The sequence below is a fragment of the Saezia sanguinis genome (assembly GCF_003991585.1).
Lineage (GTDB): Bacteria > Pseudomonadota > Gammaproteobacteria > Burkholderiales > Burkholderiaceae_C > Saezia > Saezia sanguinis.
Map to the genome: position 1 here is coordinate 1 of NZ_PQSP01000008.1, position 13,971 is coordinate 13,971.

Consider the following 13,971-nt stretch of genomic DNA (forward strand, 5'->3'; position numbering starts at 1 on the left):
GGCGGCACCTATCAGATCAGGCCCGATATGAGGCTGAGTGCCGGCTACGAAGGACAGTTTGGCAACCAGAGCCGGGAGCATGCGCTGAAAGTGCAGTTCCGCTACAGCTTCTGATGAGGGGAAGAGGTTTTTAGAGGCTAAAAAGAGGGAGGCCCAGTCCAAACGGCTTTGTTACCAATGGGTGACAAAGCCGTTTTTTTGCCGGGTTTAATGTTGTAAACCTGAATGATACTGAAAGGCTGGGTGGCAAAGGCACGCCGAAGTTTTCAGCAGACAGGGATGAAAAGCCGTTTCAATACAGCGTATAGATTGCCTCCGACAGGCGCTAAATTAAAAATCTGCTTTGATGAGCCATTTTTGCAAGCAATCATTAAAAGAGTGGCGGTGCTATGAATAAGCTCCAAGAAGTCATGTATGCCCTGCTGCTATGAGGGATTTTGCTTTCGGCTATCTTGGAGTATTGCGTTTAAATCATAGTTGAACCTGTTAAAACCCGCGAAAGACATTGACGATGGAGCTGAATCAAAAAAAGTTAACTGAAATCACATTTCACCTGATTGTGGATTCAGCGCCGAATGCTGTTTTATTAGTCAACCAAGAGGGCAAGATTGCCTATGTGAATAAACAGTGTGAGAGTCTTTTCGGATATAACTCTTCCGAGATGATTGGTATGGCAGTGGAGATGCTGATTCCTGAACAGTTCCGTAAAGGGCATGTTCCCTTGCGCCGCAAATACATGCATGCATCAGTCATGAGGCGTATGGGAGAAGGCCGGGAGCTTTATGGACTGCGTAAAGATGGCACGATATGCCCGCTTGAGATCGGGTTGAACCCCTTGGTGCTGGTGGATGGAACATGGGTGCTTGCTACGATCATTGATATTTCTGAACGTAAACGGGCAGAAGACCGGTTTCGCAAAATAGTCAACTCTGCTCCTAACGCCATGATTTTGGTCAATCAGGCCGGCTTTATCACGCTGGTGAATCAACAGGCACTGATCATGTTCGGGTACAGTGAGGCTGACATGGTTGGCAAAAAAATGGAGATGTTGCTGCCGGAACGGTACCGGGGGCATCATGGTGCCCTTCGGGATGGTTTTTTTGCAAATCCACAAACCCGTAATATGGGGGTTGGCCGTGATCTTTTTGCCCGCAGGAAAGATGGCTCGGAAATCCCCGTGGAGATTGGACTGAACCCGGTTCAGACCGAAGAAGGGATAGTGGCCGTGGCATCCATCATTGATATCACAGCACGCCGTGAACAAGAGGAACTGAGGGTAAAGAAAGATGCTGCCGAGGCTGCCTATAAAGCAAAAGGAGAGCTTTTGGCGATTGCCAGTCATGACCTGAAAAATCCTCTGCTTGCAATTAATGGCATTGCGCAGTTGATGCTGGACATCAAAAAAAGCTCTCCCAATATACCAGCACAGGATATTGAATTTCTCCAGAACATTTGCGACGCATCCTTGCACATGTCGAATATTGTCAAGGGCATTTTGGAGAGCGAAGGCCTGGAGCAGCAAGGCGCTATGCTTGATTTCAAGGAAGTGGATCTCAGCGCTTTGTGTACCTCACTGATTCGCATTAATGAGGCTGCTGCGATGAAAAAAGCAATCCTCATTACCTATGAGATTGAACCTGGCGTTGTTGTTCAAGGCGATAAAACGCGTCTGCAAGAGGCATTTGATAACTATGTCAGCAACGCGATTAAATACTCTCCGGGGGGCAAGAAGGTCACGGTCAGCCTTAAGAAAGTTCAGGACCTGGGACAGATTGAGTTTGGTGTGAAAGACGAAGGACCTGGATTGACCGAAGAGGATAGGTCCAAACTTTTTGGAAAATTCAAGCGGCTCAGTGCCAAGCCGACTGGAGGAGAGTCATCGACAGGGCTTGGCCTGTCGATCGTGAAAACTATTATTGAGCTTCATAAAGGGAAGGTTGGCTGTGATAGCCAACCAGGGCAGGGAGCCTACTTCTGGGCACGCCTGCCAATGCAATGATTTTGCGGCTTTTATCCGGCTGTTACCCGTTCAACTTCTTCAAGTGAAGTAATCCCAAGCATGGCCTTCATAATGCCGTCGTAACGCATAGACCGGAACCCCAGGCGCAAGGCTTCTTTGTACAGCTCGACGGATGATGCGCGGTTCATAACGAGGTCGCGCAGCCGGTTTGTCATGATAAAGATTTCGTGTATTGCGACCCGGCCTGAGTACCCGCTGTGATTGCATGCGTCGCAACCCAATCCTCGGTAAAAGTATCCCTGATATTCAGGAGGGTGGTTATAAAAAAGTTGATCGATGACTTCTTTGGGCGCTTCGTACTTTTCTTTGCAATGCTCGCATATCCGCCGTACCAGCCGTTGTGCCATAGAACCCACCAATGAAGGAGCAACCATAAATGGATCTACTCCGATTTCAATCAACCTGTTTATGGCCTGCAATGCATTGTTCGTATGCATGGTGGCCATGACCAAATGGCCGGTCTGGGCGGCTTGCATAGCGATTCGGGCGGTTTCCAGATCGCGGATTTCACCAATGAGTATGACCTGTGGGTCCTGCCGAAGGACAGCCCGAAGCACTTCTGCAAAATCCAGATCGATTGCAGCATTGGTTTGGATCTGCGTAATGCCATCTATCCGAAGTTCAACAGGATCCTCTACGGTAATCACGTTAATTTCGGGACGGTTGATTTTGGACAGTACTGAATAGAGTGTGGTCGTTTTGCCGGAACCCGTTGGTCCGGTGACAAAAAACACGCCGTTGGGCTTTTTGATGAGGTGAGTCAGCAGGCCTTGGTTTCGAGTGCTGAGGCTGAGTTGATCAATTGGTTTGCCCACTTGATCGGCTGATCCAATCACACGAATGACAGCCTTTTCTCCAAAAACGGTTGGGACCGTAGACAACCGAAAGTCGTAGGTACTGTTTTTCAGTTCGAGAGACAGCCTCCCATCCTGTGGGTGACGCTGTTCGGTGATATCCAGGCTCGCCATGATTTTTAAGCGAGACATGACTGTGGGGGTTACATTCTTATTGAGCTGCAAAACGGTTCGCAACTGTCCGTCAATGCGAAACCGGGCATTCAGTGTTTTTGCTGTGGGCTGAATATGGATGTCGCTCGCATTGTTCTGTAAGCAATACAGCAACATGCCTCTGACCAGTTCGACCACTCCGGTAGAGGATGCCAACTCCTTCAGTTGGGCTGTATCCATCTTTTCTGGGGCACGCGAGCCTGCAGCAAGCTGGTCCGAAAGCTTTTCTAGTTCATCCGTTGTTTCATATTGAATGTCGATGCTGTTTTCAATTTCCTGAGGGAAGGCAAATACTGTGCTGACAGGGCAGCCAACCAGTTTTTCCAGGCTGGCGATCGCAGCTGTATCTTCAGGATGAGCCATTGCGACTGTTAAAGTATCTCCCATCTTGTAAACAGGAATACAAAGCAGTTTCTTTGCTATCTCTGCTGGCAGTAAGGCCAGTGCTTCCCGCTGGAAGAGTGTTTTTCCCAATGGCACATGGGCTTTGCCGATACTGTCGCTGTACAGCTTGGCGAGCAAATTCCGGTCCTTGGTCAGCTCGAGAGTTTCAAACAACTGCTTGGCTATGGTGAGGTTGTCACCGCCGGATGATCTCAGAAGCGTTCGAATTTCCGTTTCATCGGCCAGACCATTCTGTATCACACTGGGAAGGAATGCAGAGGTATTCATGATTGAGGCCTTTTGTCTTTATTTTCTTTTTTCTTGAACAATTCGGTGATGTCGGCCTGCTTAACACTGCTCTGTCCGTACATGCCTGTTTCCGACTCAACCTCTTTCAACATTTGCTGCAGGTCAAATCTGGGGACATCGAAATCATCACGTTTTTCTACCATGTCCATATATCAGCTTTCTATTTTGCAGGTTTATTCTGTGGCATCGTTAAGATGCTCTTTCCATGCCTCAACAATAATTTGCTTCAGTTCCGCGACAGGCGTATCTTTTCGGATGTATTGCAGGGCGCCAAGCTCGGCAGCAGAGTGAACTGTTGCCATGTCAGAAAGTGATGTCAGCATGATTACTGCGGCATTGGGATTGGTTTTCTTGATGTCGCGAAGTGCAGCAAGCCCATCTTTTCCGGGCATATTCACGTCCATCAAGACGACATCAGGAGATGTTTCCTGATACAGCGACACGGCTTCTGATCCATTCTCGGCTTCTCCAACGACTTCGCAGCCGAGGCCCACTAGAACCGCTTTTATGTATGTACGAACGTGTTTTTCGTCGTCTGCAAGCAGTACCCGCACTTTTCTTGGCATGATTTCATTATCCTCAAACGTAGAGTGTAAATTAGAGAAATGACTTAATCTTTAACAGATATTTCATTCTCTTAAAGTCCCTTCTGAACTCTAAAAATTCAGAAACCCCCATATATTGGCAGTTCCAAATTCTCAACGCTGTATAAAAGCCAATATATGAAGAACAGTACTACAAAAATATGAAAAATAAACGCGATTGTTTGATTCTATGCGGATGTGTTATCACACTATTGCCATATAGCCTATTAATATCAGAATGGTTAAACTTTAAAGCACCTTAAAGCGAAAAATACAGACTTTATTTGGCAGAAAGAAGATTTAAACCTGATTATATAGAGCAAACAATGTGGTTTGCTTCGCAGCCATTGAAGTTACCCACTTTGGGTATAAGGGGATGCGATCAGGTTAATTTTATTTATTCTGATGACACCTTTGATTATTTCTTTTTTAAGTTGGGTCTTGCCCGTTTATGCCTGATGGCTGCTTGGACAAAACGTGTGATTTTGAAGCCTTTGGAAAAGACCAGTTGCTTGCAGACAAGGCACAGATGAGGGCAGCTTTAAACAGGATTGCGATCCGTCAGACGCAGTATCCATGAGCCGCAAAATGCGACAGCAATGGCTATGCCAATGGGCAGATGATTGATGTGCGGGAGATAGCGGGGGAATAAAAAGCGGCCTTGAAAGCCGCTTCAATACAACGTATAGAGTGCCTCCGACAGGAATCGAACCTGTATCTAGCGCTTAGGAGGCGCTCGTTCTATCCATTGAACTACGGCGGCAGGCCTGCCATTTTATGCTACATTCGCGGCGCTGTCACTTGGTGGGACTAAACTGAATGGTTGTACAAACTATCCTGGCAGGGCGGCAGATATTGAGCAGGAAAGGGCTTCACCTTCTTTTGGAAGAGGTGATTTTTTACTGATCTGGAAGGTGTTTACTTATAAGGCGCAGACGAGGTGGGGGGGATACCACTCTCGTACTTAGAAAAAAGCAGACAGCTTGACCGGCTGTCTGCCACAGTGGCATACCAAAAGCCTTATTTGCATTGATAAGGACTCTCGTCTTCGAGTTCTTCCCCTGTGTGTGCGTTTTTGATGACCACAATTGCATTCGGATATGCGGAACAGATTGCATCGCGCACGGTATAAATACCTTTTCCTTGTGCCCGTGATGAAATGCTGCTGCTTACCGGGTTACCGTTTTGATCATGTGCTGTGATGATGTATTCGCCCGACAGGGTTGTACATCCGACCAGTGCTGCGCCCAAAAAAAGACATGCGAATATAGATTTTTTCATAGTTACCTTTCTTGACAGGGCACTATCGAAATGTTCAATGCAAAAATGCCCTCAACGAATTATATCCATGGCATTAGTATGGATAAGGCCTTTTCTGGTGCTACAGCGCGTTTGTTGCACAAAATTAACGACGGCGTGATATGTTTATCTGCAAAGTGTGCAAAAGTACCTGTTTTCGGGGGTATTGAGAAAGGCGGCCCTGTGGCAGCAGTTATCCGGGCGCATCATTCAGGTGTCATATGGGGCTGGATGACGCGATGCAGCCGCTTAGCTTCTCATGGTATTGCGGATGCATCGCGGAAGATCTGGCGGATGGCATTGGTGTTACTTGGCGCGTAATTGCTGTTCCATCAAATCTGCAATTTCTTGTGCTGGCGTGTTGGGGAGCGCATGCGCGCGCAGGTTTTCTATGACGCCCTGCTGGTTCTCCATGGGCTGGTTCTGCGAAAGTTTGTTCTTGCCCTGAAGCTGTGTGATTTCAATGCGTATACCAACAATGGCGTTAAGCATGGCATTGATATAGGGTTCCGGTGCATCGTGTAAATGCCATGGGCTGGGCATGGCCTGTTCGTGCTGGTCACTGAGCTGTGTCAAATCGGCTCTGAGTTCTGCCCGGTCTGTGGTGGTGTGCATGTGACCATATGCATGCACAGCCGTGTAATTCCATGTAGGTACGGCTTTGCCATTTTGTTTTTTGGTCGGATACCAGCCGGGTGAAATGTAGCTGTGCGGGCCGTGGAAAATGGCCAGTACAGGTTGTGAAGAATCATGCTGCTGCCACAGAGGATTTTTGTGTGCCAGGTGTCCTACTAGGGTGCCGTATGGCCCTTGTTGCCGGTGTAATGAAAGCGGCAGATGGCTGGCCTGCAACCCGTGCTCCGCTGAGAAGGTGACCAGTGTGGCAAAGGGGTGCTGTTCTATATGGTGGTGCAGGGCTGCCAGATCTGAGAGCTTGAATGCGGCAGGAATGTACATGTGGAGGTTCCTTCTGGTAAGAATCGGGTTTTGTTTTTTCTGGTAGGGCTTGGAGTCTTATTGTAAAAGAGTGTACCGGATCAGAAACCGACCGGGGTCATATGCAATGCAGTGATAAACTGTTGCCGTAGCAAAATGCCATTTAAACTACCTTGAAATGCTGAAAGATCATCGTAGTATATTGATTTTATTTATGTTTTTTTTAGATTAAAAACTAGGCAATTTGTTCAAACCCGCATGAAGACAAGCATCTGGATATGTGTATACGCGTTTACGCACATACTTATCCACAGGAACAGGGGGTAACTTGGGCGGCTTCCCAAACGGGGGCGTCTCGGGTGATAATTACGGGTGTCAATTTATTTTGAGCTGAGGAGGCGTTCTTTGTTTTCCATCATTCAGGCTGCTGGCTGGCCCATCTGGTTTTTGATTCTGTGTTCGTTTGCTGCAATTGTATTCATTGTGGAGCGGTTTCTGAGTTTGCGGCGTGACAAGATCATTCCGGCAAAGACGCTGGAAGAAGCGATCAGTGCCAGCGCAAAGAAAATTCCTTCTCCTGAGACCATTAAAAAACTGGCGGCAAGCTCAGTGCTTGGCGGTGTTTTGGCTACAGGTTTGCAGACCGTGCAGCAAAACCCGGAGGTGAAAGAGGAGGAGTTGCGCAGTACGATGGAAGGCGCCGGCCGGCTGGCTATTCATGTGATGGAGCGTTTTCTCCCTGCACTGGCAACCATTGCCTATGTAGCGCCTTTGCTGGGGCTGTTTGGTACTGTGATCGGCATGATCGAGATTTTTGGTGCCCAGCAGGCTGCCGGACAAGGGGACCCGGCGCAGGTTGCACACGGTATTTCTGTCGCGCTTTATAACACGGCGTTTGGCCTGATGATTGCGATTGTGGCGTATCTGTTCTACCGTTATTTCCGTTCCCGGGTTGAAGTCTATATTCTGCTGCTCGAGCAAAGTTCTGAGCGCTTTACGCGGCATCTGTTGAGTCTGCTGGAGCGTGCCAAGTGAAATTCCGCCATCGTCCCCTGGATGAACTGGAGATCAATCTGATCCCGTTCATCGATATATTGCTGGTGATCATTATCTTTTTAATGCTGACGACCACTTATAACCGCATTGCCGCATTGCAAATCCGTTTGCCTGATGCCAATGCAGAGCAGCAGAACATGACGGTGCAAAAAGTTGATGTGGTGGTTACAGCAGATGGTACATTTGCCATCAATGGCGCGATTGTGAGTGACCCGAGTGTGTCGCATTTGGCACAGTTACTGAGAGCGGCAGCCGGGGAGCATGAACTGTCCATGGTGGTGATCAATGCCGATGGTAATTCTTCGCATCAGTCGGTTGTCAATGTGATGGATGCTGCCAGACAGGCAGGGCTTTCACGCCTGACATTTGCCACCCGCAGCGAGCAGCCCTGACCTCAATTGAAATGGCCCGATCGGGCCAAACCGTTTTGTTGTTGTATCATTCAACATTCATCTCACACGATGTGGCTGCCTATATGACAAGCTCGCCCGAACAACCCCAACCTGCTGCAAAAGAAAAGTATTGGCAGCGGCGCGGTGGTGTTGCGTGTGTTTTGTGGCCGGCAAGCCTGTTGTTCAGGGGTATCAGTGCAGTGCGCCGCTGGTGGCTGCAGCGGGTCCGGCAACCATGGAAAGCGTCTGTACCCGTGATTGTGGTCGGCAATCTGACCGCAGGTGGCGCCGGCAAAACGCCGACAGTGATTGCGCTGGTTGAGCACCTGAAGCAGGCAGGGTGGCAGCCAGGGGTGATTTCCCGCGGGTATGGCAGAAAAGACAATACCCCGTGTGTTGAAGTGCACAACAACAGTACCCCGGCGCAGACTGGTGATGAACCCTTGCTGATCAAGCGCAGCACTGGCGTGCCTGTGTTTGTAGGCGCTAAGCGTGTGCAGGTTGCACAGGTGCTGCTGGAGCGCTACCCTGCAACCACGGTGCTGCTCAGTGATGACGGGTTGCAGCATTATGCACTGGGGCGTGACATTGAAATTGCGGTGTTTGACGACCGTGGGGCCGGCAACGGCTGGCTGCTGCCCGCCGGACCTTTGCGTGAGCCGCTTTCGAGAGCCCGCTCAGTTGATCTGGTTTTGTATAACGCCGATGCGCCTTCTGTCGATCTGCCGGGGTACATGGTGACACGCGGGCTGAAAGGCTATTTGCCGCTGAGCGCCTGGGCTGGCACATGCCCTGCACAGCGGTCATGGCAGCCTGTGGCTGCGCTGGTTGCTAAGTGCCAGCTTCAAGAGGTGAGTGTTGCGGCAGCCGCTGGCATTGGGCATCCGCAGCGGTTTTTTAATATGCTGGCGCAGGCCGGGGTGAAGCTGGAACAGACGCTGCCGCTGCCGGACCATTATGACTTTGCGCAATCGCCGTTTGAGGCAATTCGCTCAGACATCATCCTGATTACCGAAAAAGATGCGGCTAAATGCCTACAATTACCTCATCAGGAAAAACTGCATGTGGTTGCGCTGGACTATGAGCCTGAAAGGGCGTTTATGCAGCGCCTGGATCAATTGCTGGCAGATGTGCCAAACACGGGGCAGCCATAGAGAGTGGCTGCTTGTGGCCGATGAACACTGGAGTGACATGAATTATGGACCGTAAATTGCTTGAACTGCTGATATGCCCGGTAACACAGGGGCCGCTTGAATATGATAAAGAGCACCAGGTGCTGATCTCGCAAGGGGCCAAGCTGGTGTTTCCGATACATGATGGTATTCCCATCATGCTTGAAACTGAAGCGGTGGTTTTGGATGAGTGGGTAGCCCAGGGCAAGCCACATGCCAACCAAATGAAAGCGCCTGTGGCAGCGTCCGCCCCGGATACACAGGAACATGCGCCGGAAAATGAAGTTGCAGAACAAGACAAATCTGAATGATCGGGTTGTATGGATTTTCATGTCATTATTCCTGCACGCCTGAAGTCGACCCGGCTGCCTGATAAGCCACTGGCCGATATCAATGGTTTGCCGATGGTGGTGTGTGTTGCCCGGTGTGCGGCACAGAGCCAGGCGAAAAGTGTCACAGTGGCTGCGGATGATGAGCGCATTGTGCAGGCGTGTGTACAGCATGGCGTGTCTGCGGTGCTGACAAGAGCAGACCATCCCAGTGGCAGTGACCGTCTGGCCGAGGCTAGCAGCCTGCTCGGACTGTCTGGCAGCGACATTGTGGTGAATGTGCAGGGCGATGAGCCTTTGATGCCGCCGCAATTGATTAATGCCTGTGCACGTGTATTAAACAACAATCCGGACTGTGCCATCAGTACCGCAGCACATGCGATAGATGATGAGGCAGAGTATGCCAACCCCAATGTGGTCAAAGTCGTTTGCGATGCGGCCGGGCGGGCGCTCTATTTTAGCCGGGCGCCGATTCCGTGGTGGCGTGATGGCAATCTGGCGCATTCGGCAGGGCAGGTCCCGCATCTGCCAGAACCGGGGGCAGATATGCCTTTGCCACTGCGGCACATTGGCATTTATGCCTATCGGGTGGTTTTTTTGCAGCGCTTCCCGACATTGCCGGCAGCACCGTTGGAGCGCCTGGAGTCACTGGAGCAATTGCGTGCCTTGTGGCACGGGGAACGCATCGCGGTACATGTGACGTCTGAGCGCCCAGGCCCTGGAGTGGATACTCCGGCCGATCTGGAGCGGGTGCGTGCAGCATTGGCTGCAAGGTGAATAACAGTCTGAAATGACAGATGTGGTATTGCCGGAGCTGCTGTCTTTGCTGGGAGCGCAGTGCTTTGTTGCAGTCTTAAGGATGTGGCATGCAAGAAAAACCGTTTTGATGCGGATAGGGGTTGTGTGTTACGCGGTGCCGTTGTGATGTAATGGATACGCGCACAGGAATGATCAACTTGCACATGCGAAGAACCGCGGGACGTTGATTTATCCTTAAAATGTATGGAATACCATAATTACATTTGGCTACCCGGACGCCATACAATCAACTGTAGACATTTCATTTATGAACACATGACGTTGATGGCTGAAGTTGGGCAGTTATTTTGACAGCTTTCAATGAATAAAAGGAGAGTATTTCAATGCGACTGATTTTATTGGGTGCACCAGGCGCCGGTAAAGGAACCCAGGCTCAATTTATTTGCGAAAAATACGGTATTCCACAAATTTCCACTGGCGATATGCTGCGTGCAGCCGTGAAAGCCGGAACGCCACTGGGGGTTGAAGCGAAAAAAGTCATGGACAGTGGTGGTTTGGTGTCTGACGACATCATCATTGGTCTGGTCAAAGAGCGTATCACACAGCCCGATTGTGCCAACGGTTTTTTGTTTGACGGTTTTCCGCGTACCATCCCGCAGGCCGATGCCTTGAAAAAGGCTGGTGTCAAGCTCGACTTTGTACTGGAAATCGATGTGCCCGATGCGCAGATTGTTGACCGCATGAGCGGCCGCCGTGTGCACCCTGCTTCAGGGCGTACCTATCATATCAAACACAATCCCCCCAAGGTACAGGGGAAGGACGACATCACCGGTGAAGACCTGATTCAGCGTGATGATGACAAAGAGGAAACCGTGCGCAAGCGTCTGGACGTATACCAGAGCCAGACACGGCCCTTGGTCGATTACTATGGGCAGTGGGCTACCAGCGGTGCAGCAGACGCGCCGAAATACCGCAAGGTGAGCGGTGTAGGCTCTGTGCAGGAAATTACACAACGTGTGACGGACGCATTAAAAGCCTGATTTTTTCTGGCAACAGCCACAACAACCCGGTACTGTGCGTTTGATGCAGTGCCGGGTTTTTTATATGTGAAACTGTCCTGCCCCTAGTAAGGGATGGGGCGCTGATTGCGAGCGCTGGCCGGAATGGCTATGGCTGCGAGACTGAGAGACCGTTAGTCGTTCTGCTGTTCCAACTGTTCGATCCTTTTCTTCAGCATGCGGATCTCAAGCATGGCTTCGCCATAAGCCGCCTGCAGCTCTTCTGGCTGGGGTGCTTGGGAATGGGCTGCTTTATGAGGCGCATGCGTCTCAGGCTCAACCGTGTTGTCCATTTGCCGTAAAGCTTCTTCTACCCAGCATTCTACAGTGGGGACAGGCAGGCTAAAAATCTGGCTGGCCTGTTGTATGGTGGTTTTGCCATGCAGGATATTATGTGCCAGTGCGGCTTGACGCTCAAGGCTCCATCTATTGCTTGCTGAATCAGGCTGTGTGGCCAGATCTGGCGCAAATGGAGTGGTATTTTCTTGTTGCTGCGTTGTGGTGTTGTGAGAAAGGGAAACGGCAGGCTCAGGAACAGGTATCGTTTGAGGTGTTGTTTGCAGCGGGGCTGCCTTTTCTGCCGTATAGGGTGTTTTTTGAAGCGGTGATGATTCTTGGGAAAATGTATTTTGCTGTGGTGTTGGAACTGGCGGATGTTCAATGTGTGAGGGAGTTTCCAGTTGTGCACGCAGGTGCATCACTTTGTCGGAAACCTGTGTGGCCTGTTTTTGCATTTCTTCGTTTAAAGGCTGGGCAAGTTCACCAATCATTTGTAATGCTTTTGTGTAGCCTTCCAAGGCAGTCTCGGGATTGTTTGTAGTTTGACTGTCTGCCATGTGGATGTAGGTATTGATGTTTTGCTGTAGCTGCTGTTGTTTCTGGTTTTCTTTTTCCTGAATACGATCCTGCGTTGACTTTTCACGCTTTTCAGGAGACGCTAAAAGGTATTTGATGCCCGCAATCACGTAAGCAACCAGACAGAAACCGGTGAACGCGGTTATAAACCACAACACGCCATTGATTCTACCTCCCAGTGGATTTTGCATGGACAGGATCAAGCACGTCATGACCAGTGCGGCCAGCAATGAAAAGCCCAATCGCGTGAGGTGCGATTTACATAAAACCCCAATAGCCAATGCAACAATGGCGTGAATAGGGTCGACAAGCGTGGCCAATACGCCAACAAAAAATAGAATGAAAGTTGTCATGGGTTTGTTGGTTGTTGATGAACGTGCCTTTTGATCATGCTGTGGCGTATGGCTTGAACTCAGGGCGCAAGAATTTTTGCTGCCTGGGCGACTATAGAACAGAGATTTGCTTATGCATCCGGGTTGCGTGTGGTTTTATGCCGCATCAGGCGCGCTTTTTCTCTGTCCCAGTCACGGTCTTTTTCGGTTTGCCGTTTGTCGTGTGTTTTTTTGCCTTTGCCTAAAGCGATATCAACTTTGACACGGCCTTTGCTGTAGTGCAGATTCAACGGGACCAGTGTGTAGCCGCGCTGCTCGACTTTGCCGATCAGGCGACTGATTTCTTCCTTGTGCAGCAGCAGTTTTTTGGTGCGGGCGGCTTCGGGCTTGACATGGGTAGATGCACTTTTAAGCGGGCTGATCTGGCAGCCGATCAGGTACAGCTCTGCATCACGAATAACCACGTAGCCATCAGTGAGTTGGGCGCGCCCTTCGCGGATGGCCTTAACCTCCCAGCCCTCGAGCACCAGGCCTGCTTCGTATTTGTCTTCCAGAATGTAATTGAATCTGGCTTTTCTGTTTTCTGCAATAGACATGGGTTGACAAGTCAGTTATTTAAGTTCTTTTACAATAGAGTGCAATTGTATGAAAAATGTTAAAAAGTCCGTTTTAATCTGGTACTCCCCCAGAGAAATGTATGATCTGGTTATTGATGTTAAGGCCTATCCTACATTTTTGCCCTGGTGCAGCAGTGCCGAAGTGGTGGAAACCTTGCCTGAGGGCATGGTGGCCCGGTTGGGCATCGGCTATGGCAGCATCAATCAGAAGTTTACCACCCGCAACCATCATGAACCGGGAAAGTCGGTGACCATGGATCTGGTGGACGGTCCTTTTTCGTCACTGAAAGGCGTCTGGACTTTTACCGAACTGCCTGCAACGCCCCCGCAAACCGAGCCTCCGCGGGCCTGCCGCATCAATTTTGAGATCAGTTACGAATTTTCCAGCAAAGCGCTGGAGTTTGTGCTGGGCCCGGTATTTGACCGCATTGTCAACTCACAGGTTGAGGCATTTATCAAGCGGGCCAATACCGTTTATGGTAAGTGATGCACTGCCAGAACCTTTGCTGGCAGATGATGTTGAGGTGATTTATTCGCCTGCAGCGCGGCAGACGGTTGCTGTCAAAGTATCCTTATCAAAAATTCAAGATGCGCATGGCGTTGCCACCGTACAAGCCGCGATCATTGCCAGCGGGCTGTGTGCCCGGTTTCCTGAAATTGATTTGCAAACGGCCCATATTGGTATCTGGGGCCGTCAGACCAGGCTGGATGCCCCGTTACGCCTGAATGACCGCATTGAAATTTACCGCCCGTTGACGGTTGACCCGAAAGAGGCACGCCGCTTGCGCTATAAGAAGCAAGGGCCGGTACGGTCGCGCCACCGTCCGGGTTATAAGGGCCCATAACCTGATTTATGTGCATC

16 protein-coding genes, 1 tRNA gene and 1 pseudogene are annotated in these 13,971 nt (G+C 50.1%); 10 read left to right on the plus strand and 8 right to left on the minus strand.

Going from position 1 to position 13,971, the window contains the following annotated elements:
- Window positions 1-511: 511 nt before the first annotated feature.
- Window positions 512-1,999: a PAS domain-containing sensor histidine kinase gene (locus tag CUZ56_RS11890; protein ID WP_126980624.1), complete on the plus strand. Its 1,488-nt coding sequence runs from the start codon at window positions 512-514 to the stop codon at window positions 1,997-1,999.
- An 11-nt stretch (window positions 2,000-2,010) separates the two neighbouring features.
- On the opposite strand, the gene CUZ56_RS11895 is transcribed toward CUZ56_RS11890, so the two are convergent.
- The 5 genes from CUZ56_RS11895 to CUZ56_RS11910 all read right to left on the minus strand — a co-directional run bounded on the left by CUZ56_RS11895 (window position 2,011) and on the right by CUZ56_RS11910 (window position 5,585).
- Window positions 2,011-3,699 (minus strand): GspE/PulE family protein, encoded by a 1,689-nt coding sequence (locus CUZ56_RS11895; protein WP_126980625.1) that lies wholly within the window; start codon window positions 3,697-3,699, stop codon window positions 2,011-2,013.
- Window positions 3,696-3,869, minus strand: a complete 174-nt coding sequence (locus CUZ56_RS15815; RefSeq protein WP_162615339.1) for a hypothetical protein — start codon at window positions 3,867-3,869, stop codon at window positions 3,696-3,698. Before CUZ56_RS15815 ends, CUZ56_RS11895 begins: the two co-directional genes overlap by 4 nt.
- Before the next feature lie 24 nt (window positions 3,870-3,893).
- On the minus strand, window positions 3,894-4,286 hold the full coding sequence (locus CUZ56_RS11900; protein ID WP_126980626.1) for a response regulator transcription factor: 393 nt from the start codon (window positions 4,284-4,286) through the stop codon (window positions 3,894-3,896).
- A 709-nt stretch (window positions 4,287-4,995) separates the two neighbouring features.
- Window positions 4,996-5,067: transfer RNA gene (locus CUZ56_RS11905), tRNA-Arg, on the minus strand.
- Between the two features lie 257 nt (window positions 5,068-5,324).
- A complete protein-coding gene (locus CUZ56_RS11910) occupies window positions 5,325-5,585 on the minus strand; it encodes a hypothetical protein (protein WP_126980627.1) in 261 nt (86 codons plus the stop codon).
- A 30-nt stretch (window positions 5,586-5,615) separates the two neighbouring features.
- On the opposite strand from CUZ56_RS11910, the gene CUZ56_RS11915 reads away from it, so the two are divergent.
- On the plus strand, window positions 5,616-5,924 hold the full coding sequence (locus CUZ56_RS11915) for a hypothetical protein (protein ID WP_126980628.1): 309 nt from the start codon (window positions 5,616-5,618) through the stop codon (window positions 5,922-5,924).
- Here CUZ56_RS11915 and CUZ56_RS11920 read toward each other — a convergent pair.
- Entirely contained in the window at window positions 5,910-6,560 is a 651-nt protein-coding gene (locus CUZ56_RS11920; RefSeq protein WP_126980629.1) for an FMN-binding negative transcriptional regulator, read from the minus strand. The two genes, CUZ56_RS11915 and CUZ56_RS11920, sit on opposite strands and share 15 nt — an antisense overlap.
- A 384-nt stretch (window positions 6,561-6,944) precedes the next feature.
- On the opposite strand from CUZ56_RS11920, the gene CUZ56_RS11925 reads away from it, so the two are divergent.
- The 6 genes and pseudogenes from CUZ56_RS11925 to adk all read left to right on the plus strand — a co-directional run bounded on the left by CUZ56_RS11925 (window position 6,945) and on the right by adk (window position 11,287).
- Entirely contained in the window at window positions 6,945-7,574 is a 630-nt protein-coding gene (locus CUZ56_RS11925; RefSeq protein ID WP_126980630.1) for a MotA/TolQ/ExbB proton channel family protein, read from the plus strand.
- Window positions 7,571-7,987 (plus strand): ExbD/TolR family protein, encoded by a 417-nt coding sequence (locus CUZ56_RS11930; RefSeq protein ID WP_126980631.1) that lies wholly within the window; start codon window positions 7,571-7,573, stop codon window positions 7,985-7,987. Before CUZ56_RS11925 ends, CUZ56_RS11930 begins: the two co-directional genes overlap by 4 nt.
- Before the next feature lie 83 nt (window positions 7,988-8,070).
- Window positions 8,071-9,141: a tetraacyldisaccharide 4'-kinase gene (lpxK, locus tag CUZ56_RS11935; protein ID WP_126980632.1), complete on the plus strand. Its 1,071-nt coding sequence runs from the start codon at window positions 8,071-8,073 to the stop codon at window positions 9,139-9,141.
- Window positions 9,142-9,185: 44 nt separating this feature from the next.
- Window positions 9,186-9,350 (plus strand): annotated as a pseudogene (locus CUZ56_RS16205) (Trm112 family protein); the annotation flags it as partial.
- 129 nt (window positions 9,351-9,479) lie between these two features.
- Complete coding sequence (gene kdsB, locus CUZ56_RS11945; RefSeq protein WP_126980634.1) at window positions 9,480-10,265, plus strand: 3-deoxy-manno-octulosonate cytidylyltransferase; 786 nt, start codon at window positions 9,480-9,482, stop codon at window positions 10,263-10,265.
- Between the two features lie 365 nt (window positions 10,266-10,630).
- Complete coding sequence (adk, locus tag CUZ56_RS11950) at window positions 10,631-11,287, plus strand: adenylate kinase (protein ID WP_126980635.1); 657 nt, start codon at window positions 10,631-10,633, stop codon at window positions 11,285-11,287.
- A 152-nt stretch (window positions 11,288-11,439) separates the two neighbouring features.
- Here adk and CUZ56_RS11955 read toward each other — a convergent pair whose 3' ends face one another.
- Both CUZ56_RS11955 and smpB read right to left on the minus strand, forming a co-directional pair.
- Complete coding sequence (locus tag CUZ56_RS11955; RefSeq protein ID WP_126980636.1) at window positions 11,440-12,513, minus strand: hypothetical protein; 1,074 nt, start codon at window positions 12,511-12,513, stop codon at window positions 11,440-11,442.
- A 110-nt stretch (window positions 12,514-12,623) separates the two neighbouring features.
- On the minus strand, window positions 12,624-13,088 hold the full coding sequence (gene smpB, locus CUZ56_RS11960) for an SsrA-binding protein SmpB (protein ID WP_126980637.1): 465 nt from the start codon (window positions 13,086-13,088) through the stop codon (window positions 12,624-12,626).
- Window positions 13,089-13,137: 49 nt separating this feature from the next.
- On the opposite strand from smpB, the gene CUZ56_RS11965 reads away from it, so the two are divergent.
- Window positions 13,138-13,596 (plus strand): type II toxin-antitoxin system RatA family toxin, encoded by a 459-nt coding sequence (locus CUZ56_RS11965; RefSeq protein ID WP_126980638.1) that lies wholly within the window; start codon window positions 13,138-13,140, stop codon window positions 13,594-13,596.
- Window positions 13,586-13,954, plus strand: coding sequence for an RnfH family protein (locus CUZ56_RS11970; protein ID WP_126980639.1), 369 nt, complete (start codon window positions 13,586-13,588; stop codon window positions 13,952-13,954). Before CUZ56_RS11965 ends, CUZ56_RS11970 begins: the two co-directional genes overlap by 11 nt.
- Window positions 13,955-13,971: the final 17 nt, after the last annotated feature.

Bases quoted from the DNA above. Each gene is read 5' to 3' on its own strand.
- CUZ56_RS11900 (WP_126980626.1), bottom strand. From the start codon at position 4,286: ATGCCAAGAAAAGTGCGGGTACTGCTTGCAGACGACGAAAAACACGTT.
- smpB (WP_126980637.1), bottom strand. From the start codon at position 13,088: ATGTCTATTGCAGAAAACAGAAAAGCCAGATTCAATTACATTCTGGAA.
- adk (WP_126980635.1), top strand. From the start codon at position 10,631: ATGCGACTGATTTTATTGGGTGCACCAGGCGCCGGTAAAGGAACCCAG.
- CUZ56_RS15815 (WP_162615339.1), bottom strand. From the start codon at position 3,869: ATGGACATGGTAGAAAAACGTGATGATTTCGATGTCCCCAGATTTGAC.
- CUZ56_RS11955 (WP_126980636.1), bottom strand. From the start codon at position 12,513: ATGACAACTTTCATTCTATTTTTTGTTGGCGTATTGGCCACGCTTGTC.
- CUZ56_RS11910 (WP_126980627.1), bottom strand. From the start codon at position 5,585: ATGAAAAAATCTATATTCGCATGTCTTTTTTTGGGCGCAGCACTGGTC.
- CUZ56_RS11965 (WP_126980638.1), top strand. From the start codon at position 13,138: ATGAAAAATGTTAAAAAGTCCGTTTTAATCTGGTACTCCCCCAGAGAA.
- CUZ56_RS11895 (WP_126980625.1), bottom strand. From the start codon at position 3,699: ATGAATACCTCTGCATTCCTTCCCAGTGTGATACAGAATGGTCTGGCC.
- kdsB (WP_126980634.1), top strand. From the start codon at position 9,480: ATGGATTTTCATGTCATTATTCCTGCACGCCTGAAGTCGACCCGGCTG.
- CUZ56_RS11890 (WP_126980624.1), top strand. From the start codon at position 512: ATGGAGCTGAATCAAAAAAAGTTAACTGAAATCACATTTCACCTGATT.
- CUZ56_RS11920 (WP_126980629.1), bottom strand. From the start codon at position 6,560: ATGTACATTCCTGCCGCATTCAAGCTCTCAGATCTGGCAGCCCTGCAC.
- CUZ56_RS11915 (WP_126980628.1), top strand. From the start codon at position 5,616: ATGTTCAATGCAAAAATGCCCTCAACGAATTATATCCATGGCATTAGT.
- lpxK (WP_126980632.1), top strand. From the start codon at position 8,071: ATGACAAGCTCGCCCGAACAACCCCAACCTGCTGCAAAAGAAAAGTAT.
- CUZ56_RS11970 (WP_126980639.1), top strand. From the start codon at position 13,586: ATGGTAAGTGATGCACTGCCAGAACCTTTGCTGGCAGATGATGTTGAG.